The organism is Helicobacter salomonis (assembly GCF_900197775.1).
Lineage (GTDB): Bacteria > Campylobacterota > Campylobacteria > Campylobacterales > Helicobacteraceae > Helicobacter > Helicobacter salomonis.
The window spans coordinates 1-18,538 of sequence record NZ_FZMA01000006.1 but is presented as its reverse complement, the minus strand read 5'-3'; the positions used below and the strand labels follow the sequence as shown (position 1 = coordinate 18,538).

Annotated in this window: 21 protein-coding genes and 1 pseudogene; 16 read left to right on the top strand and 6 right to left on the bottom strand. The window is 45.8% G+C overall.

Going from position 1 to position 18,538, the window contains the following annotated elements; genetic code table 11:
* The first annotated feature begins 3 nt into the window (after positions 1 to 3).
* The 5 genes from rsmI to C6H04_RS01595 all read left to right on the top strand — a co-directional run bounded on the left by rsmI (position 4) and on the right by C6H04_RS01595 (position 4,418).
* Positions 4 to 846 (top strand): 16S rRNA (cytidine(1402)-2'-O)-methyltransferase, encoded by an 843-nt coding sequence (gene rsmI / locus C6H04_RS01615; RefSeq protein WP_104732148.1) that lies wholly within the window; start codon positions 4 to 6, stop codon positions 844 to 846.
* A complete protein-coding gene (locus C6H04_RS01610) occupies positions 843 to 1,526 on the top strand; it encodes a TrmH family RNA methyltransferase (RefSeq protein WP_104696031.1) in 684 nt (227 codons plus the stop codon). The genes rsmI and C6H04_RS01610 overlap by 4 nt, the downstream gene beginning before the upstream one ends.
* Positions 1,526 to 2,482 (top strand): hypothetical protein, encoded by a 957-nt coding sequence (locus tag C6H04_RS01605; protein ID WP_104732147.1) that lies wholly within the window; start codon positions 1,526 to 1,528, stop codon positions 2,480 to 2,482. The genes C6H04_RS01610 and C6H04_RS01605 overlap by 1 nt, the downstream gene beginning before the upstream one ends.
* A gap of 66 nt (positions 2,483 to 2,548) precedes the next feature.
* A complete protein-coding gene (locus C6H04_RS01600; protein WP_233709709.1) occupies positions 2,549 to 3,316 on the top strand; it encodes a hypothetical protein in 768 nt (255 codons plus the stop codon).
* 247 nt (positions 3,317 to 3,563) lie between these two features.
* Complete coding sequence (locus C6H04_RS01595) at positions 3,564 to 4,418, top strand: outer membrane protein (protein WP_158653022.1); 855 nt, start codon at positions 3,564 to 3,566, stop codon at positions 4,416 to 4,418.
* Between the two features lie 5 nt (positions 4,419 to 4,423).
* On the opposite strand, the gene C6H04_RS01590 is transcribed toward C6H04_RS01595, so the two are convergent.
* From C6H04_RS01590 to C6H04_RS01575, 4 genes are read right to left on the bottom strand one after another with little or no spacing between them, the layout of a single operon-like run.
* A complete protein-coding gene (locus C6H04_RS01590; protein WP_104696035.1) occupies positions 4,424 to 6,649 on the bottom strand; it encodes an endonuclease MutS2 in 2,226 nt (741 codons plus the stop codon).
* A complete protein-coding gene (locus C6H04_RS01585) occupies positions 6,633 to 6,989 on the bottom strand; it encodes a hypothetical protein (RefSeq protein WP_104696036.1) in 357 nt (118 codons plus the stop codon). Before C6H04_RS01585 ends, C6H04_RS01590 begins: the two co-directional genes overlap by 17 nt.
* Positions 6,989 to 8,323, bottom strand: a complete 1,335-nt coding sequence (murC, locus tag C6H04_RS01580) for a UDP-N-acetylmuramate--L-alanine ligase (protein ID WP_104696037.1) — start codon at positions 8,321 to 8,323, stop codon at positions 6,989 to 6,991. The genes C6H04_RS01585 and murC overlap by 1 nt, the downstream gene beginning before the upstream one ends.
* Complete coding sequence (locus C6H04_RS01575; protein ID WP_104696038.1) at positions 8,317 to 9,447, bottom strand: aminotransferase class I/II-fold pyridoxal phosphate-dependent enzyme; 1,131 nt, start codon at positions 9,445 to 9,447, stop codon at positions 8,317 to 8,319. The genes murC and C6H04_RS01575 overlap by 7 nt, the downstream gene beginning before the upstream one ends.
* Positions 9,448 to 9,582: 135 nt before the next feature.
* Here C6H04_RS01575 and C6H04_RS01570 point away from each other — a divergent pair, with 135 nt between their 5' ends.
* The 6 genes from C6H04_RS01570 to miaA are packed head-to-tail and all read left to right on the top strand — an operon-like array spanning position 9,583 to position 13,570.
* Entirely contained in the window at positions 9,583 to 10,032 is a 450-nt protein-coding gene (locus tag C6H04_RS01570) for a hypothetical protein (RefSeq protein ID WP_104696039.1), read from the top strand.
* Positions 9,983 to 11,272, top strand: a complete 1,290-nt coding sequence (locus C6H04_RS01565; RefSeq protein WP_233711813.1) for a GIY-YIG nuclease family protein — start codon at positions 9,983 to 9,985, stop codon at positions 11,270 to 11,272. The genes C6H04_RS01570 and C6H04_RS01565 overlap by 50 nt, the downstream gene beginning before the upstream one ends.
* A gap of 47 nt (positions 11,273 to 11,319) precedes the next feature.
* Complete coding sequence (gene nikR / locus C6H04_RS01560; protein WP_104696041.1) at positions 11,320 to 11,769, top strand: nickel-responsive transcriptional regulator NikR; 450 nt, start codon at positions 11,320 to 11,322, stop codon at positions 11,767 to 11,769.
* Positions 11,753 to 12,349 (top strand): nicotinate (nicotinamide) nucleotide adenylyltransferase, encoded by a 597-nt coding sequence (gene nadD / locus C6H04_RS01555; protein WP_104732145.1) that lies wholly within the window; start codon positions 11,753 to 11,755, stop codon positions 12,347 to 12,349. The genes nikR and nadD overlap by 17 nt, the downstream gene beginning before the upstream one ends.
* Positions 12,336 to 12,662, top strand: coding sequence for a ribosome silencing factor (gene rsfS, locus C6H04_RS01550; protein ID WP_104696043.1), 327 nt, complete (start codon positions 12,336 to 12,338; stop codon positions 12,660 to 12,662). Before nadD ends, rsfS begins: the two co-directional genes overlap by 14 nt.
* Positions 12,662 to 13,570, top strand: coding sequence for a tRNA (adenosine(37)-N6)-dimethylallyltransferase MiaA (miaA, locus tag C6H04_RS01545; RefSeq protein WP_104732144.1), 909 nt, complete (start codon positions 12,662 to 12,664; stop codon positions 13,568 to 13,570). Before rsfS ends, miaA begins: the two co-directional genes overlap by 1 nt.
* Here miaA and C6H04_RS01540 read toward each other — a convergent pair.
* Together C6H04_RS01540 and lepA are read right to left on the bottom strand one after the other, a co-directional pair.
* Positions 13,527 to 14,291: a carbonic anhydrase family protein gene (locus C6H04_RS01540; protein WP_104732143.1), complete on the bottom strand. Its 765-nt coding sequence runs from the start codon at positions 14,289 to 14,291 to the stop codon at positions 13,527 to 13,529. The genes miaA and C6H04_RS01540 overlap by 44 nt on opposite strands.
* Positions 14,292 to 14,301: 10 nt before the next feature.
* Positions 14,302 to 16,095, bottom strand: a complete 1,794-nt coding sequence (gene lepA / locus C6H04_RS01535; RefSeq protein WP_104696046.1) for a translation elongation factor 4 — start codon at positions 16,093 to 16,095, stop codon at positions 14,302 to 14,304.
* Positions 16,096 to 16,170: 75 nt separating this feature from the next.
* Here lepA and C6H04_RS01530 point away from each other — a divergent pair, with 75 nt between their 5' ends.
* From C6H04_RS01530 to C6H04_RS01510, 5 genes and pseudogenes are all read left to right on the top strand, one after another.
* Complete coding sequence (locus tag C6H04_RS01530) at positions 16,171 to 16,494, top strand: hypothetical protein (protein WP_104696047.1); 324 nt, start codon at positions 16,171 to 16,173, stop codon at positions 16,492 to 16,494.
* Positions 16,494 to 17,066: a 16S rRNA (guanine(966)-N(2))-methyltransferase RsmD gene (rsmD, locus tag C6H04_RS01525; RefSeq protein WP_104732142.1), complete on the top strand. Its 573-nt coding sequence runs from the start codon at positions 16,494 to 16,496 to the stop codon at positions 17,064 to 17,066. The genes C6H04_RS01530 and rsmD overlap by 1 nt, the downstream gene beginning before the upstream one ends.
* 12 nt (positions 17,067 to 17,078) lie before the next feature.
* Positions 17,079 to 17,618: a flagellar basal body-associated protein FliL gene (fliL, locus tag C6H04_RS01520; RefSeq protein ID WP_104732141.1), complete on the top strand. Its 540-nt coding sequence runs from the start codon at positions 17,079 to 17,081 to the stop codon at positions 17,616 to 17,618.
* Positions 17,615 to 17,989 (top strand): holo-ACP synthase, encoded by a 375-nt coding sequence (gene acpS, locus C6H04_RS01515; RefSeq protein WP_104696050.1) that lies wholly within the window; start codon positions 17,615 to 17,617, stop codon positions 17,987 to 17,989. Before fliL ends, acpS begins: the two co-directional genes overlap by 4 nt.
* A 401-nt stretch (positions 17,990 to 18,390) precedes the next feature.
* Positions 18,391 to 18,471, top strand: a pseudogene (locus tag C6H04_RS01510) (IS200/IS605 family transposase); the annotation flags it as partial.
* Positions 18,472 to 18,538: the final 67 nt, after the last annotated feature.

The window sequence follows — 18,538 nt, the reverse complement described above, 5'->3', positions numbered from 1 at the left end:
GTTTTGTTGAGTTTATTGCCCACCCCCATTGGCAATTTGAAGGACATGACATTGCGCGCTTTGGAGGTTTTAGCGCGTTGTGATGTGCTCCTGTGCGAGGATGTGCGCGTAACCAAGAGGTTGTTATTCCTACTCGCTCAGGAAGGGGTTTTGAAAACCCCTGAGCAGTCGTTTTACTCTTTCCACTCCCATAATCAGGAAACATTTTTGAGTCAGATGGGGAGTTCTTTTTTTCGGGGTCGGCATGTGGGATTTGTCAGCGACGCAGGTATGCCCTGTGTGAGTGATCCAGGAGCTAGACTGGTAGACTTTGCTCAAGAACATGGCATTGAGTATGAGGTTTTGCCCGGTGCGAGCGCATGCGTGAACGCTTATAGCGCGAGTGGTTTTACTGCAAAGTCGTTCCATTTTGTGGGCTTTTTGCCTTCCAAGAATGTGGAACGGCGTGCTAAGATTGCTAAACTTGTTGCCAGTTGTACTGCATTGCAGGAGGAAGTCGCATGTGTGATTTATGAGAGTCCTAGACGTCTGCTGGAAACCTTGGATGATCTAGCTTCCATCCTGCCTGAGTACCCCCTATTTGCTATTAAGGAGATGACCAAGCTCCACGAACGGCGTCATAAGGGTAGTGTGCTAGAGGTCTATCAGAAGCTCAAGGCTCTTCCACCCAAGGCTTTACTTGGAGAGTGGGTGTTGGTGTGCGCCATGCGTCCACGCGCGGAGCCTAGCCTCTCTTACCAAGAGATTGCGGACATGGACCTCCCTCCTAAAATCAAGGCGAAGCTACTGGCTAAACTTAAAGGAATTTCGACCAAAGCGCTTTACGCATTAGGCTTGGATGCATGATTATCTTTGGCAAGCAGGTGATCTTGTACATTCTGACGCATTATCCAGATGTGGTTTTAGAATGGTATTTGGCTAAAGAGGTGGATAAAAAAATTTTTGCGCGCCTGCGTGCCCATGCTAGAGAGTATCAAAGTACCATTACACGCATAGATTCTCAAAAAGCCCAAGCTATGGTAAGGGGTGGCAATCATCAAGGGTTTTTGGCTAAGGTGCGTCCTCCCCAAAGCACTACACTGGCTACACTCAAAACATTGGACCGAATCCTCGTGCTATGTGGTTTGAGTGATGTGGGAAATGTAGGTGCATTATTCCGTAGCGTTGCATGTCTGGGCTTTGAGGGGGTGATCATGGACACACATCTGCCCTACGAAGGGTTGGTACGCACGAGTATGGGCGCGCTCTATGAAGTGCCATTTTGCATATACCCGCATTTATTAGATGCTCTACAAGAACTCAAAGATGCTGGCGTGCATCTCTATGGCGCACACATGCAAGGGCAAGATGTACGCCAGATGGTATTTGAACACCCCTTAGCAATTTTTCTGGGCAGTGAGGGAGCTGGCTTATCTCCCAAAATCCTGCGTAAAATGGATCAAATTGTGCGCATTAGCATGCAGGGTAGGATAGAGTCGCTCAATGTGAGTGTGGCGGGAGCAATTATTATGGACAGGACACGATAATGGAAGACCAAGCAAAACTAGCAGAATTGGACAAAAATCTTGCCTCTCTCAAAGAAAGGGGTATCCAAGAAATTGCCCAAACAACCAAGATCGCTCATCCCAAGATCACGGCAATTTTAGAGAAGCGTTTTGAAGATTTGCAACGCGTGCACGCAGTGGGTTTTATTCAAATTTTAGAGAAAGAGTATGATCTGAACTTGGGTCAATGGCTTATAGAATACGATAAAAGCTTTTTCTTCAAACCTCCTATAGAGGATAAGCTTGATGCATCAGAGAAGTCGCCCTTTGTGAATACTCCTCGCTCGGACCCAGAAGCACTTGCTTCTTTCCAACCTAAAAAAACTTCGAAGCTGACGTGGGTTTTGCCCTTGGTTTTGCTGGTAGGAGTTGGGGCCTACATTTATTACAATCGCTACACTCCATCACAAGAACCAAACCAAAAACAAGATACATCTACACCATCTCCTACCCAGGATAACGCAGAGTCTAGCGTGGCTGAACCGACTTCAACCATTCCAGAATCTGCCCAAAAAACTCCAGAACCCAGTGTATCTCAAGCCCCACAAGCAGAAACACCACCTCCAACAACTCCTGCTTCCAATCAAGAGGAAAAACAAATTACCCAAGCAAATCAACAGGTCCAGGAGGGTTCGCCATCTCAGGAGGCACCCATTGATAAGTCTAAGGTAATCGTTATCACACCCAAGGAAGAAGTGTGGATGGAGCGCATCGATTTAGATACTAGGAAAAAGACTCAAGTTACCATAAAAGATCCCCTTATTTTAGAAACCAAGGGGCATAAATGGCTCCTAGCTTTTGGGCGAGGCAATATATCTTTAGAGGCCAATGGCCAAGTTTCTGATTTCCGTCAGGATAAGCCTTTAAGACTTCTCTATACACCCAAAAATGGTTTACGCCGCATCAGCTATACCCACTATCAAGAACGGAGTAAATAAGTCTTGAGATTTCTAGCATGCCTGGCAATTCTCGCAACTTGGCATGGGTTTCTCCTGGGCGATGCCTTGGAAGACAAAATCAAGAATCTGGTGGGTGAAAAGTTTTATCAGGTCAATAAAAACTTCATCTGGCGTGTGTTTAACAAACGCGAGACATTTTACCAGCAAGGGCAACTACAAGTCAAAAAAGTGGTGGACGCTTTGAAGGACAATGGTCTCTTACCTTTGAAATTTGGCAAACCCAGCACATTGCAGGTGAGTTTTCAAGCGAAAACTTCTCCTCTATTGCTTTTGAAAACCATCCAAAGTGTGCTTGCGTCCATGGGCTATGCGTATTTTACGGTCTTGGAGGTGGATTACAAAGACGCATGGAGCAAAGCAGTCTTTACACTTAAGACAGAATACGCCCTAGACCCAAACTTGATCGCTGTGCTTTTCGCTAGGAAAGGTTTCATCTTAGCGGATTTAAAACGCAATAATTTGCGGGACTGGGTGTATTATTTTGGAGTGCGCACTCCAAAGTTAGCTAATGCAACTACGATCATTCCCTCAGGCAATTACTTGGCGCTTAAAGAAATTAGCGGAGAGTATTGGTTGGACATGGGCTATAGCGGCAGGTTACACATCATTGCCAACACGCCCGAATGGTATCCTCAAATTAGTTTTTTTGATTCTTCATTACACATGCTAGATTTTACACATAGTGTCAAGGCCACCCCGCAGGTGAATTTAGATATACCCGATCGCGTGCGCTTTATCAGGATAAGCGACATGAAGAATCCTCTTGTGCTTAAAGCGGGTATTAGAGTGCTCCTAGAACCTCTACAGCCTTAAACGAGTCTTAGTTTTGGCTATTCTGTTATAGGGATAGTAGCATGTGGGCACTTCACGATGGAAGTGCAAGCACTTAGTTTAGTTATGCTACAATCCCTACGATCGTCCTCTGGAAGTGGTCTTGTGAGAGGCGTTCGATGTGGAGTTTTGTTAGTTAGTGTCCTTTGGGACACTTTAGTTAGGAAATTCTTCCCTCGGGGGAGGGGGGGTGTTTCGCGCCAAGATGCATCCATGGAGCAAGATTCTGATGCTATTATTTTCTCGCTACAAACATGTTTTAGCCACACTTAGCACCCTTTTTATATCTCTCAATGCGGAGGGCAATGGAGCATTTTTGGGAGGTGGATTCGTGTATTCCCACTTCATGCGCGATTGGAACTTCAAGATGGTCATGGAAAACCTATTTGAGCCTTTTGCGCCCATACCTCGTGTGGGTAGTGAAATTTTGGGAGGTGATAAATATTCTGGGGCCCTCTTTGGGGGCGATTTACAAGTGGGCTATAAACAATTTTTTGGCAAGGAAAAACGCTTTGGTTTGCGTTACTATGCCTTTGGAAGCGCGCAGGGAGGATATTATTCCTACCTTGCCTTTGGTCGGCAAACCCAACAGAGAATCAATGCCACCCAGAGTGTTGCGGTGTTTTTTTACGGCGCAGGAATCGATCTTCTCTCCAATTTTTATGATAGAAAAGAAGTTAGTCTAGGGATTTTCGTGGGAACAATTATAGGGGGGGAGAGCTGGTTACTGGGAAAGAGTTATGCCAGCAACAAGAGCTGTCAAACCCAAATTCCTAGCGAACCGCACCGCTGTGTGAGCGCTGACGCTTACTGGAAAAATCAGGCAAGCTTGATGGAGTCCTTTGGACAGGAGGCCAAGTTTTACAACATGCCCAGTTTTCAGATTGCGCTTCAAGGGGGTTTTAGAGTGCATTTGACCAAGCACCAAGGGTTTGAGATGGGGGTGCGATTCCCCTTCATGGCACATAATTATTACACAGAAAAAGATCGCAACGACTGGGGCAATTATGGCAAAAATGGTTCAGCTAGCATTGTCTTCAGGCGCAAACTCGCCCTCTTTGCTAACTATATCTACAATTTTTAAGCCATTCATATTTTGATAATCTGCGCACCTGAACCGCCCAGATTATAGGGTGCGTCCTCAAAAGAAATCACCTTAGGATGGGTTTTGAGCCACCCCTTAAGGGCTTGGCGTAAAATCCCCTTACCCTTGCCATGTACAATCAACACTTCTTCAAAACCGGCTAAAAGCGCGTTGGCTAAGAAGTCTTGGGCTTGCTCTAGGGCTTCTTGCACCTCTAAAGCGCGTACATCTAGGCGCATGCGTGCGTGGGCTTGGGGCTTGCACTCTAATTTAACTTGGGGCTTGGGGGCTTGGGGGCGTGTGTGAGACACTTTGAGGGCATGGGCGCGAGTCTTGATCTTGAGTCCATTCTCTAAGAGCACGACAAATAATTCCCCACTCAAACCCACAATCTGCCCTTTTTGTTTTCCATAGACAACCCCCATGCCAATGGTAAGGGAAGTTTCTAAAGACTTAGACTCTGGGGGCTTGGTTAGCTTTAAACCCTCTCTGATGGCTTGGATTTGCTGGTGGGCGTGGCTTTTATTATGGGTGCGTTCAAACTCTTTAAGCGCATCTTGTAGCGCTCTTAATGCCTGCTGGTAGCTTTTTTCTAGGGTGCGCTGTTTGACTTCTTGTTGCTCTTGAGCATCTTGCATTTGCGCCAAGTGCGCTTGCACGCTCTGCGCATGGGCTTGTTTAGCATATTCTAACTGGGCACGCTCGTTAAGGAGCTCTTGCTCTAGCGCGCTGGTGCGCTCAATTAAAGCATTTAAGTGGGTTTGCTCTGCGCCATAGAGGGCGCGCGCTTGCTCTATCAAATCCAAAGGCACACCATAACGCAGGGCACTCTCAAAGGCGTAACTCTTGCCAATGAGTCCCGGGGTGAAGGTGTAGGTAGGCATTTGAGCTTGCAGATCATAATTAGCTGCGAGCAGTTGCACGGCAGGATTTTTAGCCAACAACATCGCTAAATGCTTGTGGTGCGTGGTTACCACCACCTTAGCCCCCTTAGCTAACAATGTTTCTAGCAACACTTTATACAAACAACTTGCCTCTGATGCGTCCGTGCCTAGTTCGATCTCATCCACTCCTAGCAAGAGATGAGGGGTAGTTAGAGCATGGCTAAAATCGAGCATGCGCCCGGCGAAGGTAGAGATGTCATTTTGGCTATTCTGTGGGTCGTTGATGATGGCTTGGATATTTTCTATATGGGGGATTTGGGAGTGGTGCGCGTTGATCTTAAAGGGCAAAAAGTGTTTAGCCAGCCACGTCGCGCTCAAAATGGATTTGAGCAACATCGTTTTACCCCCCGTATTAACCCCCGTAACCAACAGCAGGGCTTGGTTGAAGTCTAAACAAAGGGGTTTAGGGTTGTTGAGATTGGGGTGTTCAAAATCTTTGAGCACAAAATGCCCGTGTGCGTTGGGCTTGATAAAGCTTAGATTCGCGCTTTTAGCAAAACATATACGAGCCTGCAGATGGTCTATATAGTCAAATTCGTGATTAATAAAGCGCAAAAATAAAAAATAGGGACGTAATTTTTGACTCCATTGTGCGCAGATGTACGCGACACTCTCTTCTATTTTATTGCGCGTTTCTTGGATTTTGCGCGCTAAACTCTTCACTTCTAAGGGTTCTATGTAAAATTGCCCACTATGGGAGCGCGCCACCACCGCGCCCTTAAGCACGGCAGAAAAGCCCGGCTTGAGTAGCAAAGTTTCGATCCCCTGCACAAAATGCACTTGGCGATCGGCTAGATAGAGTTGCAGAGTCGAGCGGCTTAAGATTTGATTGAAGACTTGTTTTTGTTGGACTTGCAAACGCCCTAAACTCTCTAACAACGCGTCTAATTCGGGGTAAAAACCCTCTTTGAGAGCGGGGACATCTTGCATGCACGCCTCTAGCTCTAACAGAGGAGCGGGGAAGTGAATATTTTCTAAATAGGCGCATACATGGGGATGTTCTTTGGGGCGCGCGCGCGCTTTTAGATAGGCAAAATAGCGCGTGATCTTCACAAATTCAAATAAAATTTCTAAACGCCATACCCCTCCCTTTTTAAAGGCTTTGAGAGCTTCTTTTAGGCAGATGATCGCGCTAGGGGGGGCAAAATCTAGACTTTCAAATTCTTGCAAATGCTCCCAAGTGCTGGGGCGCAGGGTTAGGGTTGTTACTTCTTTGGGGCGGGCTAAAAAGTTGGCAAAGTTAGCTAAAAAGCGTTCTAAATCTAATTGGTTAGCTAGCGTGTTCAAGAGGCTTTTTCTGGCAAGATTGTAAATCGATCAAGGTATCTTTCATGGGGCTATTGGGTTTGCCTAAAAAACTCAGAGTGCCGGTTACCAAATTGAAGTTTTTATTATTGACCTCTACATGGTTACAGAGTAGAGTTTCGCCCCGCAAAAAGGCGCGTTGCAAATCTATTTGGGTACGATTGGCGCGATCTTGCTCATAAGTGTAAAACCCTACCACACCCCCTAAGAGCGCGAGCGCAAATACACCCATTAGCTTTTGTTTCAAGCGCGTCAACCCAAAATCCTTGAGTAGTAGCCATAGTAAGAGCAACACTAGAGCTAAAACAATCCACGCCCCCATTAAACCTCCCCTCTAAGTTGGCTGGTAATATCGCCTGCTCCAAAGCCTATTACCAGCCCGCTATGCAAAGTGCGTATCTTAACTCCCTGCACAAAGAGCTCTAAGCCTTTTGGGGTGCGCCACACAGAATCGATAAATGTGGGTTGCAAATGCCCAAAAAGAGTATGCATGTCTACCTCGCGGGGCTGCTCGCCTGCGCGCCATACGGGCAAAATGTAAAGTTGACTCACAATAGGGTGCTTAAAGCACGCTTGAAAATCCTCCAAATTATCCAACAGACGCGAGAATTTATGGGGTTGCCAAATGACAATGCTCTCTTGCAAGCCTTTGAGTTGCGCGTAGGTTTGCAGTGCCTGCAGGGTAGCACTAATTTCGGTAGGGTGGTGGGCGTAGTCGTCAATGAGCAAGAGTGAGTCTTTTTGAAGAATGTCAAAGCGCTTTTTAATACCCTTAAAATTTAGCAGATTGGCGCGCAAACTCTCTAAGGGCAACTCTTCCAGGGCAGCTAGAATAGCCAAAGCCGCATTGCTCGCCGTGTGCTCCCCCAAACCCCACACCTCAAAAAAGCCATAATCTCTGAGCTTAAAGCGAGTATAAGGTTCATCCTCCCTTAAAAAATAGCTAATTTGACTAATGTCTTTGGCGGGGTCTAGGCGTGTCGACTCTAGGCCGCACTCTTTTAAAAAGGGGTCCCCCACATTGATCACGCGCTTTTGGGCTAACTTTAAAAAGTCTGTATAGGCTTGATAAAAGGCATCTAAATTATAATCATAACCCTCTAAATGCTCCACCTCAGCATTAGTGACCAGCGAACAATAGGGATTAGAGTGCAAAAAGCTTTGATCGGATTCATCGGCTTCAAACACCAAACTAGAGCTATCGCTCCCGCGCACATTTGAACCAAAGTCTTTACTAGTCGCCCCGATAATCGCCCCAAAATGAGGCAACAATGCGCTTAATATTGCGCTAGTGGTGCTTTTACCATGCGCCCCACACACACTAAAGACCCGCTTACCTCCCAAAATGTATTCTAGCGCCCGCTTACGCGAGAGAATAACGCAATTTTTCTCCATCGCCGCGACAATCTCCACATTGTCCACCTTGATAATGGCGGAGTGGATCACCACTTCTTGATCGGTGAGCGCGCTTGGGTTATGCGGGATAGTGATGGGAATACCTAAGTTGGCTAAATAGTCTGTAATGGAGCTTTGCACCAAGTCCGAGCCACTCACTACTGCCCCCTGTGCTTTTAAATATTTTGCTAAGCCAGAAATACCAATTCCTCCAATGCCAATGAAATGGATTTTATAGGTGTGGATGGGGCGATCTAGCATGCCACACCCTTTAAATAATTTTGATGGGCGTTTTTTAAATCTTCTAAGATAGGGCGCATATTTTTATAAACCAACGCCACGCGCACAAAGGGCACGCTATGGGGGCTATTACTAGGGCTTAAAAACGCGCCGGGCAAAACTTTAATCCCCGTGTGGGCGAACAGATAGCGCGCAAAATCCTTCCCATTACGCGCCTCTAGCCACACATAAAAGCTTGTGGGCGCGATAGGTACGCTTAAGACTTCTTGGGCTAGTTGTAAGTTGGTGGCATAGAGCTGGCGGATTTGCTCCTGTTGCTCAAAATCTAACCACCCCACCGCACCAGCATGTTGCAAGGGCAGAGGAGTTGCACATCCACTATAACCTCTAAAAATCTTGTATTGTTTTAAAATGCTGGCATCTCCAGCGATATACGCACTACGCACGCCCGGCGCGCTCAAGGCTTTAGAAAGCGAGTTGATCGCTAAAACATTTTTGAACTCAGTATTGCCTATCTCAGTGCAGGCTTGCAAGATAGAGGGGGGAGGTGTGGTGGCGTAGATATTGCTATAGCATTCATCATTGAGAAGCACAAAATTCTCTTCTAGGGCGCGTAACACCCAAACTTTCAATTCCTCTAAACTCAAGGTGCGCCCGGTGGGGTTGTTGGGGGAGTTTAAAATGACTAGGTGGGGTTTTAGTGCAGGGTCTAGCTCAGGGGTGAAGTGATTAGCTGGGCTCAGGGGCATAAAAAGGGGTTGTGCCTTAGCCACCTGCGCGCTCCCCAGGTAGACTTGGTAGAGCGGATCAGGCATGGCGATCTTGGGCTGAGATTTGTCATGCAGATAAAAAATAGGAAAGCTGAAGAGAGCTTCTTTAGAGCCCAAAGTGGGTAAAATCTGATCATCTCTTAAGCACACCTTGAAATGGTGTTCTATAAAGCACCTCTGTGCCTCTTTTAAAAAATCTTCTCCCCCGCTTTTGGGGTAAAACCTCAGTGTGTCCGTGTGGACCTGCAAAGTTTGTTGGATAGATAGAGGTGTGGGAAATTGGGGTTCACCAATGCTTAAATCGGTGATCTTGGAGGGGGTGATACCTTGTAAAAGGGTATTGAGACGTTCAAAGGGGTAGGGGGTGAATTGCATTCAGGGGTTACTCTCTTGGATGGAATGATCGGCATTTGGCATTTGAGCATGAGGATAGGGCGAAGATTGTTTTGTCTTGTAAAAAGGGGGGGCTTTATAACCACAACCGGCTAGCAAACATGCTAATATGCTAAAATGAAAGATTCGCGAAGTATTTTGTCCGATCTGCAAAACAAGCCCTTTCTCAAACCCCTAGATATGCGTCTCAAGCTCAACCGGCTCAAGCTTTTTTTGCCCCTCCCAATCAGGGAGGCGATTAGCTCCATTATAATCAAAAACTCTAAACTCTGGCTTGCTTTTGGCCACCCTAGCGCGTACAGCTATTTTCGCAAACATGCCCAGGAATTTAGCCAAATTTTACTCAGAGAGGTCAAACGCTTAGATTTAGAAATTCCCGATCAACTTGAAGTAAAAGCCTATGTGCCCCAAGCGATCAGGGCAAAGTTCAAGCCCAAGCCCTCTAAACTTTATTATGACGAATGCGCACAGGGCACTTTCACCAACCACGCCCAAGACCCTGAACTAAGGGCTGCATTTGAGCGCATCCGCTTGTATATCCAAAAGCATGCAAATCAGTCAGCTTGAAAATCTGCCCGAGAGTTGTGGGGTATATCTCTACTTTGATAAAAACCACAATTTGCTCTACATTGGCAAGGCCAAAAACCTTAAAAAACGCATTCTAAGTTATTTTAGTCTACAGGAGGGGCACGCTTTGCCCAGCCCTAGAAATAACGCCCGTGTGCGCGATATGGTATCTAAAATTATGCATTTGGAATGGCATTTAACCTCCAATGAGCACGAAGCGTTGCTCTTAGAAGATCGTTTAATCAAAAAACACCAGCCTCGCTACAATATTTTGCTTAAAGACTCCAAAACCTATCCCTATGTTTGCTTTGACCCTGCTTTGCCCTATCCTGTGCTACACCTACAAAGACATCCTAGCGATTCTCTGCGTTGTTTTGGCCCCTTTAGCTCTGCAGCCAAGGAGATTTTAGAAAGTGTGTTAGATTTTATCCCCCTAGTGCAGAGCCCAAGTTGTGTACGGGGTAAGCACACTTGTATTTTTTATGAGATCAGGCGCTGCAAAGCGCCTTGCGAGGGCAAGATCAGTCCCCAAGATTACGCGCTTTTAATTCAAGATGGGGTGGAGCTTTTAGAAAATCTGCCCAAGTTGTGTGCGCGTTTAGAGGCGCGCATGCGCGCTTTAGCTTCTCAAGAGCGCTTTGAAGAAGCGACAATTCAGCGCGAGCGCTGGGCTAAAATTCAAACCCTCTTAGAACGCTTGCAGCACCCTTTGGAGGGACACACACGCGCCCTGCAAATTCTCTTAGGACTTAAAGCCCCTATAGAACGCGTTGAGGTCTTTGATGTGAGCCACCACGCCCAAAGCCATTGTGTGGGGGGTATGGTGGCGTTTGAAAAAGGAGAGTGGGTTAAAAAAGCCTATCGGCGTTATCTGTTACAGAGCAAGGACGAATACAGCCAAATGCAAGAGCTTTTAGAGCGGCGCATTAAGAGATTACAGCACCCTCCCGATCTATGGCTCTTAGATGGAGGTAGGGCGCAGGTGAGCTTGGCTGTGCAGATTTTGGAGCGCGCCCACATTAAGGTAGAAGTGATGGGCATTGCTAAGGCAAAGGTGGCAAGTAAAACCCGGCGGTCTCTGGGCGATGTGCCCGATATTCTCTACACGCGCGATCGCGTGTTGCGCTTGAAAGCTAACGACCCCTGTTTGCAATTTTTACAGCGCTTGAGAGATGAGGCACATCGCTACGCTCTAGCTTTCCACCGCCGCAGATCCCTCGCCCAAATTAGGGCACAATAAGCCAAATTAGGCTAGAATGTGGCGGAATTTTTCCAACAAGGGCATTTATGGATCATAAGGACGACATTATCAGGTTTTCCGTATCTTTGCAACAAAATCTCTTAGATGAATTGGATAATCGCATTATTAAAAATGGTTACTCTTCGCGCTCAGAGCTGGTGCGTGATATGATTCGTGAAAAGTTAGTTGAAGATAATTGGTCCACTGATGGGAATTCTAACGACGCCAAGGAAGGAGTTACTGTGGCGGTGTTGGTGATTATCTACGATCATCACCAACGCGAGCTTAACCAAAAGATTATCGATATTCAGCACGAAAGTCATATTACTATTATGTGCACTACCCATGTACACTTAAACTCCAATAATTGCCTAGAAACCATTATTTTAAAGGGTAAGCCTTCAGAAATTATGCATTTGCACCTAGAAATTGGAGGGCTTAAAGGGGTAAAATTTTCCAAACTCACGAAGGCTTCCAGCTTTGAGCAAAACACCTAGCGGATTAAGAATTGCCCTATATGGGGGGAGCTTTGATCCACCCCACATCGCCCATTTAGAAGTGATCTATCAAGTGTTAAAGCATTTGGATATCGATCAACTCATTGTATTGGTGGCCTACCAAAACCCCTTTAAGGACGCGCCTTGTTTTAGTGCTACTCAGCGCTATACATGGATGCAAGAGCTTTTAAGAGGCTTGGCTAAGGTAGAAGTGAGCGATTTTGAAATCCGCGCGCAACGCCCTGTGCCCAGTGTGGAGAGCGTATTACATTTTTACCGCACCTTGCAACCCAGCGAGCTCTATTTTGTGATCGGCGCAGACAATTTGGCGCATTTAGACCAGTGGGAAGGTTATACGATCATGCAAGAGTACGCGCAATTTGTAGTGGTGCAAAGAGAGGGCTACATGCTTAAACCCTGTGCTTCCTCCCTTTACATGCCCCTTCCTCAAATCCGAGAATGCATCTCATCAAGCCAAATTAAAGCCCTTTTAGCCCAACACAAAATCCCTCCCCACATCCCTGCTGCCCTGCAAGGAGGTGTGATTCAAGCTTTCAAGGAGACCCATGTCCGATCCTAGAATTAGTAGAATTATAGACTTGCTAGAAGATAAAAAAGCAGCTGATATTGTGGTCTTTGACTTGAGCGATCGCGCTTATGTGACTCAAAAGGTGATCATTGCCACCACTCTAGCTCCCAAACATGCTCTAGCCTTGCTCGATCATCTCAAAAGCACGCTCAAGCCCTTAGGCGAGCAATTTTATGCGGTGGATGCCCAAAATGAAGAGTGGATCATTATCGACCTAGGAGACATGATGGTGCACTTATTCACCCATGATCAACGCGTGCGCTTCGACTTAGAAGGATTTTTAGCCACTTATAAAGCTCCCTAGTGACTAGCCCCACTCTAATTGCCATTTTAGGGGCGAGTGGAAGCGGCAAGAGTGCTTTAGCTCTTGAGCTCGCCCAAGATTTAGACGCGGAAATTTTCTCTCTGGACTCTTTGAGCATTTATAAAGATTTTAACATTGCCGCAGCCAAACCCAGCGCACGGGATTTGCAACGCGTGAAGCATTATGCGATTAATGTCCTAGACATCCACCAGCCCAACAATGCCCCCATCTTTGCCCAAGAATTACAAAAGGCTCTAGCCCTTACACAAAAGGGCGTGTTATTGCTCGTAGGAGGGAGTGGGTTCTATCTCAAGGCGATTTTAGAGGGTTTGAGTCCCATGCCTCCCGTAAATGAGGCAGTGCGCGCCCAGATCGCTCACTTATCCGATTCTCATACTTTTTTAACACAGGTAGACCCCGCTTATGCGTCCAAAATCCACCCTAAGGATACCTACCGCATTCAAAAGGGTTTAGAAATTTACCTAGCTACCAAAACCCCTCCTAGTGCGTATTTTAAAACCCACCCCAAAACCCCCTTTAACCTGCCCATTAAGCTCTATGCCCTCACTCTGCCTAAGGAAGTCTTGCGCGCTCAAATTGCTCGACGCACCCAGAACATGCTCGATCAGGGCATTATTGAGGAGGTAGAGGGCCTCGCGCGCACACACGGAACGCACCACCAACCCTTTAAAGCAATTGGACCTAAGGAGTGTTTAGCGTACTTGGAGGGTAAACTCAACTTAGAGGGGCTTAAAGAAGCGATCTATATCCACACCTGCCAGCTGGCTAAACGGCAGATCACTTTCAACAAGACACAATTTAAAAATGTCACCTTCCTAGAGTCCAGGGCACTTTGTGAGAACATTATTGCACATGCTCAGGCTCACGCAACACCGCAGAGCTCTTAACAATCACGCTATTGTAATCTTTTTGGGGTGGTCGCCTATTTTCAACATAATGCATGATCTTTTTAAGAGCTTCTAGTTGTTCTTCTGACACGCTTAAGGTTTCTTCAATAATGAACCACGCCACCCCCTCTGTACAGGGGGGAGTGGTGAGCGAGCCATTGAAATGGTAATAGTTAATCGTAGAGGGGAGCAAGTTTTCCAAATCCAAAGCTTGAGGGATTTTTTTGCGTGCATAAGCCTCTAAGAGGTGGGCGATCATCTCATTGGGTTCGCCGATCTCAAAGCCAATTCCTAAAACCAGTAACGAACCATTTGCATCCTGATGAACCATGTGCATGCTCAAGGGTTGGCGCTCTTTGTGGATACTGAATTCCATTGGGGCATGGAAATGCAAGTTCACTAGCTTGTAGACATGGTCGCGGTAAGAAACATGATTTTTAGATGTATTGAATTTAGCAACAAAAGTATGGTGAGAATACTCCAAAGAAATAGGCCTAGCATTGTTCTGATAAAAAACCCCAAAATTCTCCTTGTCTGGAGCGTTGTAGTAGTGCTCGATATCGATGGGAGATTGATTCTTCCCACTTTTACACATTTCAAAATCTTTGTGCAGATCCCCCCACTGGCGAGGGGCTGTGGGATGTTCGTAGCTCCATTTATGAGCCTCAGCAGCCCACAAACTCAAGCTTAAAGGCAGGGACAAAAGACAATAACGCCACATTCAAACTCCTTTAATCAATTTTTAAGATTGCCAAAAACGCTTCTTGGGGAAGGTGCACTTTTCCAATGGCCTTCATGCGTTTTTTACCTTCTTTTTGCTTTTCTAGCAGTTTGCGCTTGCGGGTGATATCCCCACCATAACACTTTGCTGTAACATTCTTACCCACAGATTTGATGGTTTCACGGGCAATAATCTTATTGCCAATGCTGGCTTGTAGGGCAACTTCAAAGAGTTGGCGAGGGATCAAGTTCTTCATGCTCTCTACCAATGCCTTACCCTTCTCATAGGCTTTAGAGCGATCGACAATGATGGAGAGTGCATCCACTACTTCGGAGGCGACCCGAATATCCAACTTCACTAATTGCCCCTCTTGGTAGCCAATTGGTTCGTAATCAAAACTTGCATACCCCTTGGTGCAGGATTTAAGCTTGTCGTAAAAATCCATCACAATCTCATTACTAGGAATAGAATAGGTTAAGAGCACGCGACTTTGGTTTAAATACTCCATTTTTTCCTGCACCCCGCGCCGCTTATTGAGCAAGTTAATGAGATTACCTAAATATTCACTAGGTGTAATGATATTAGCCCGCACAAAGGGCTCTTTAATGCAGACAATGTTCCCTTCGGCAGGCAATTCGCTGGGATTTTGCACCATCACAACCTGCCCATTTTGCAAATGCACTTCATACACCACAGTGGGGGCTGTGGCAATGAGATCGAGTTTAAACTCCCTCTCTAGGCGCTCTTTAATGACTTCCATGTGCAAGAGTCCCAAAAATCCCGCTCGAAATCCAAACCCTAGCGCCACACTGCTTTCAGGCTCAAACTGCAAAGCAGCATCGTTGAGTTGGAGTTTATAGAGCGCATCTCTAAGAGTTTCAAATTGATCGCTCTCAATAGGGTAAAGTCCGGCAAAGACAAAGGGTTTAGCAGGGATGAAGCCTTCAATGGGAGTAGGAGTAGGGGCTTTGGCATCGGTGATCGTGTCACCCACCGCGATGTCTGTGAGATTCTTAGAACCCAAAGCCACAATGCCAATTTCTCCACACTCAATACGAGGGCTTTGCACTCTATGTAGAGGGTGAGGGTAGTAAAGCCCTAGTACTTGGTGTGTTTTTTGGTTGCCCATTACTAGCACCTCTTGTCCCACCTTTAAACACCCCTCTTTGAGCCGTACTAGCGCCAATGCTCCCAGATAATTGTCAAACCAAGAATCATAAATCAACGCCTTAGTGGGCGCATCAGGATCGCCTATGGGTGGGGGAATTTGAGTAATAATTTTCTCAAGTAATTCTGTAATACCAAGCGCATTTTTAGCGCTCACACAGGAGGCTTCAGAGCAATCTAGTGCGATAGTGTCTTCAATATCTTGTTTTACGGCTTGCACATCAGCATTGGGGAGGTCAATTTTATTGAGCACGGGTAAAATTTCTAGGTGATTGTCTAGGGCAATATAGACATTGGCGATGGTTTGTGCCTCCACACCCTGCGTGGCATCTACCACTAAGAGAGCGCCCTCACAAGCGTGCAAGGATCGCGAGACTTCATAGCTAAAATCGACATGACCTGGGGTGTCGATGAGGTTTAGAATGTAATCCACCCCTTCAAAGCGGTAGCCCAAACGCACTGATTGGGCTTTAATAGTGATGCCTCTTTCCTTTTCAATATCCATGGTGTCTAAAACCTGGCTGGTCATCTCACGCGTGTCCAAGGCCTTGCAAGCCTGAATCAGGCAATCGGCTAAAGTGCTCTTGCCATGGTCAATATGGGCGATAATAGAAAAGTTGCGGATGTGTTTTTGCACAAATTCCCCTAGGTAAGCATTTTCAAACTCAAGATGTGTAATAATAGCACAGAATGCGCTTTAAAAAGAGGAGAGATGAAAATAGCCCTGGATTGCCATTCTTTACTCTTAAGCCATGTGCTCGAGTCCTATTTGCAAGATTTTTTGTGCTCACCTGAGAGCTGTGATTTTATTCTGAGTGATCACTTCATCGAGAAGCCCATCAAGACGACTTACTTCATTGGTTCAGCGGAAGGGATGCATGTGAGCGTGCCCTTTACGCGTACAAGTCTTTTAGAATCTCTACAGGAACTCTACACTCAAAAGCTCCAGGCAGAAAGCTTAGAGAGCAGGGTGCAGACTTTATTAAGTGAATACACCCGTAAGCTTTTAGATTTAATACAAGAGTATCGTCCTTAATGTCCAAATCCCCTTACGCTTTAAAGATTTTGAGCGGGGTGTGCAAGGGGCTTAGTTTGCGCATACCCCCCAAAGAGATTACCCGCCCCACGAAGGCTATTGTGCGCACTTCGCTTTTTAATGTTCTGCGACCCCAAATTGCTTCTAGAGTTTTTATAGAGGTCTTTGGGGGGAGTGGAAGTGTGGGGCTGGAGGCTTTAAGTTGTGGAGCATGTGAAGCCTTATTTTTTGAAAAAGACCCGTTAGTTTTTGAGGTATTGCAAACCAACATTGATACCTACCAGCGAAGGGATAGTGCGCGTGCCCGTGCCATTCAGGGTGATGGGCTCATTTTGCTGCAAAATTATTTAATAGGGCTAAGCATGCCTTACATTCTCTATTTTGATCCCCCCTTTGGAGGGCTTTTAGAGGCAAGCTTGCAGTGTTTGGAATGTTTAGATGTTTTGAAAGATACCTTGGCAATTTTTGAGCACGCGAGCTCCATTCCTATGCCCAGAAATCTAGCAAGCTTTAGTATAATCAAGCAAACTAGATTTGGGCGCACCAGTCTAAGCTATTATTCTAAATCATAAAAAGGACTTTGAATGCCAGAAGAAGCAAAGGCTCCTAAGAAGAGCAAGGCGATGTTGTTTGTGGTGATGGGAGCGGTGTTGGTCATGCTGATTTTAGTCGGCGTGATTGTGATCTTGTTTATGGGAAAAAGCGCGGAACCTAGCAGCACACCTAGTGCAAGTGGGGGCAAACAGATGCGTAGCGCTCCTATGAATGAAAGTCCAGATGCAGGTTCCGTGATGGTGCGCTCCTCAGATTATCTCTCTTTAGGGCCACTCTATCCCTTGAGCAGTGCTTTCATTGTAAATTTGATCAGTCAGAACGGGCGTCGTTATCTTAAGACTAATATTTCATTAGAGCTAAACGATCCTAAGTTATTAGAAGAAGTGAAGGTTAAAGAGACGGCGATTAAGGATACCATTATCGAGATCCTTTCCTCTAAATCCGTTGAGGAGATTTCTACTCTTAAAGGGAAGAACAAACTCAAGGAAGAAATTCGGAGCAATATCAATAGTTTTTTGATCGATGGGTTTGTAAAAAATGTCTTTTTTACGGATTTTGTAATTCAGTGATTGGGGTCGATCTGATTGCAGTTGATCGCATCGCTAAGGTTCTAGCCCGCCACCAGCAACATTTTCTCGATCGTTTTCTTTCCCCTTACGAACAAACCTTTTTTGCAAAGCCTGCTAGTTTGGCTGGGGCATGGGCGGCTAAAGAAGCCTGCTCTAAGGCTTTAGGAGTGGGTATTGGAGCACGATTGGGTTTTTTAGATATTTGTCTGCACAAGAATGCTAGAGGGGCTCCACAAATCACACTATTACCTGAAAAAATGCGTGCTTTTCATTTGCAAAGCCTGCATGTGAGCATTAGCCATGATAGAGGATTTGCTATCGCGGTGGTTGTGTGTCAGTTCCAAAGTTTGCAAAAAATCTTAGATAAATAGATTTTAGTCATAGTAGTAGGGTGTGTGAAAATGTGAAAAGAGCTTTGGAAGTACATCGTGTAGGTACTTATGCAGGTAGGAAAAAACTTTTATTCGTTCACACAAAGGCACAAAAAAATAAGTTTTAGGTGATTTTTAAAGGGCTTTTTACGCACTTGTGAATACATGTCGCTAAACTCATGTGAATAACATGTGAATAACATGTGAATAAATAACAATCTCCATCAGGTGAAATATCCAAATGCCAAGGACATGTAGGTCCCCTGGGTCGATGCTTCTAAGTAGAGAGAGTGCAGTTCTCGCTCTGTGTTCTTATGGTAGAGACCTTCCCCCCCACCCCAAACCCCTAGCTTTGACTAGGCGGATAGTTAGTGCCTGCTCTTTGAGCATACTCATACTCTATATCTTCCGCAGAAGGCGCGCCTTTGGAAGTGATTAAACAATACATCGCCAATCAACAAAACTCTGAAAGACCCAAATAAAAGAACAAGTGGAAAGATTATGTCAATCGTCTACAAGCAGAAACTCTACAATCAAGTAAAAATGAGC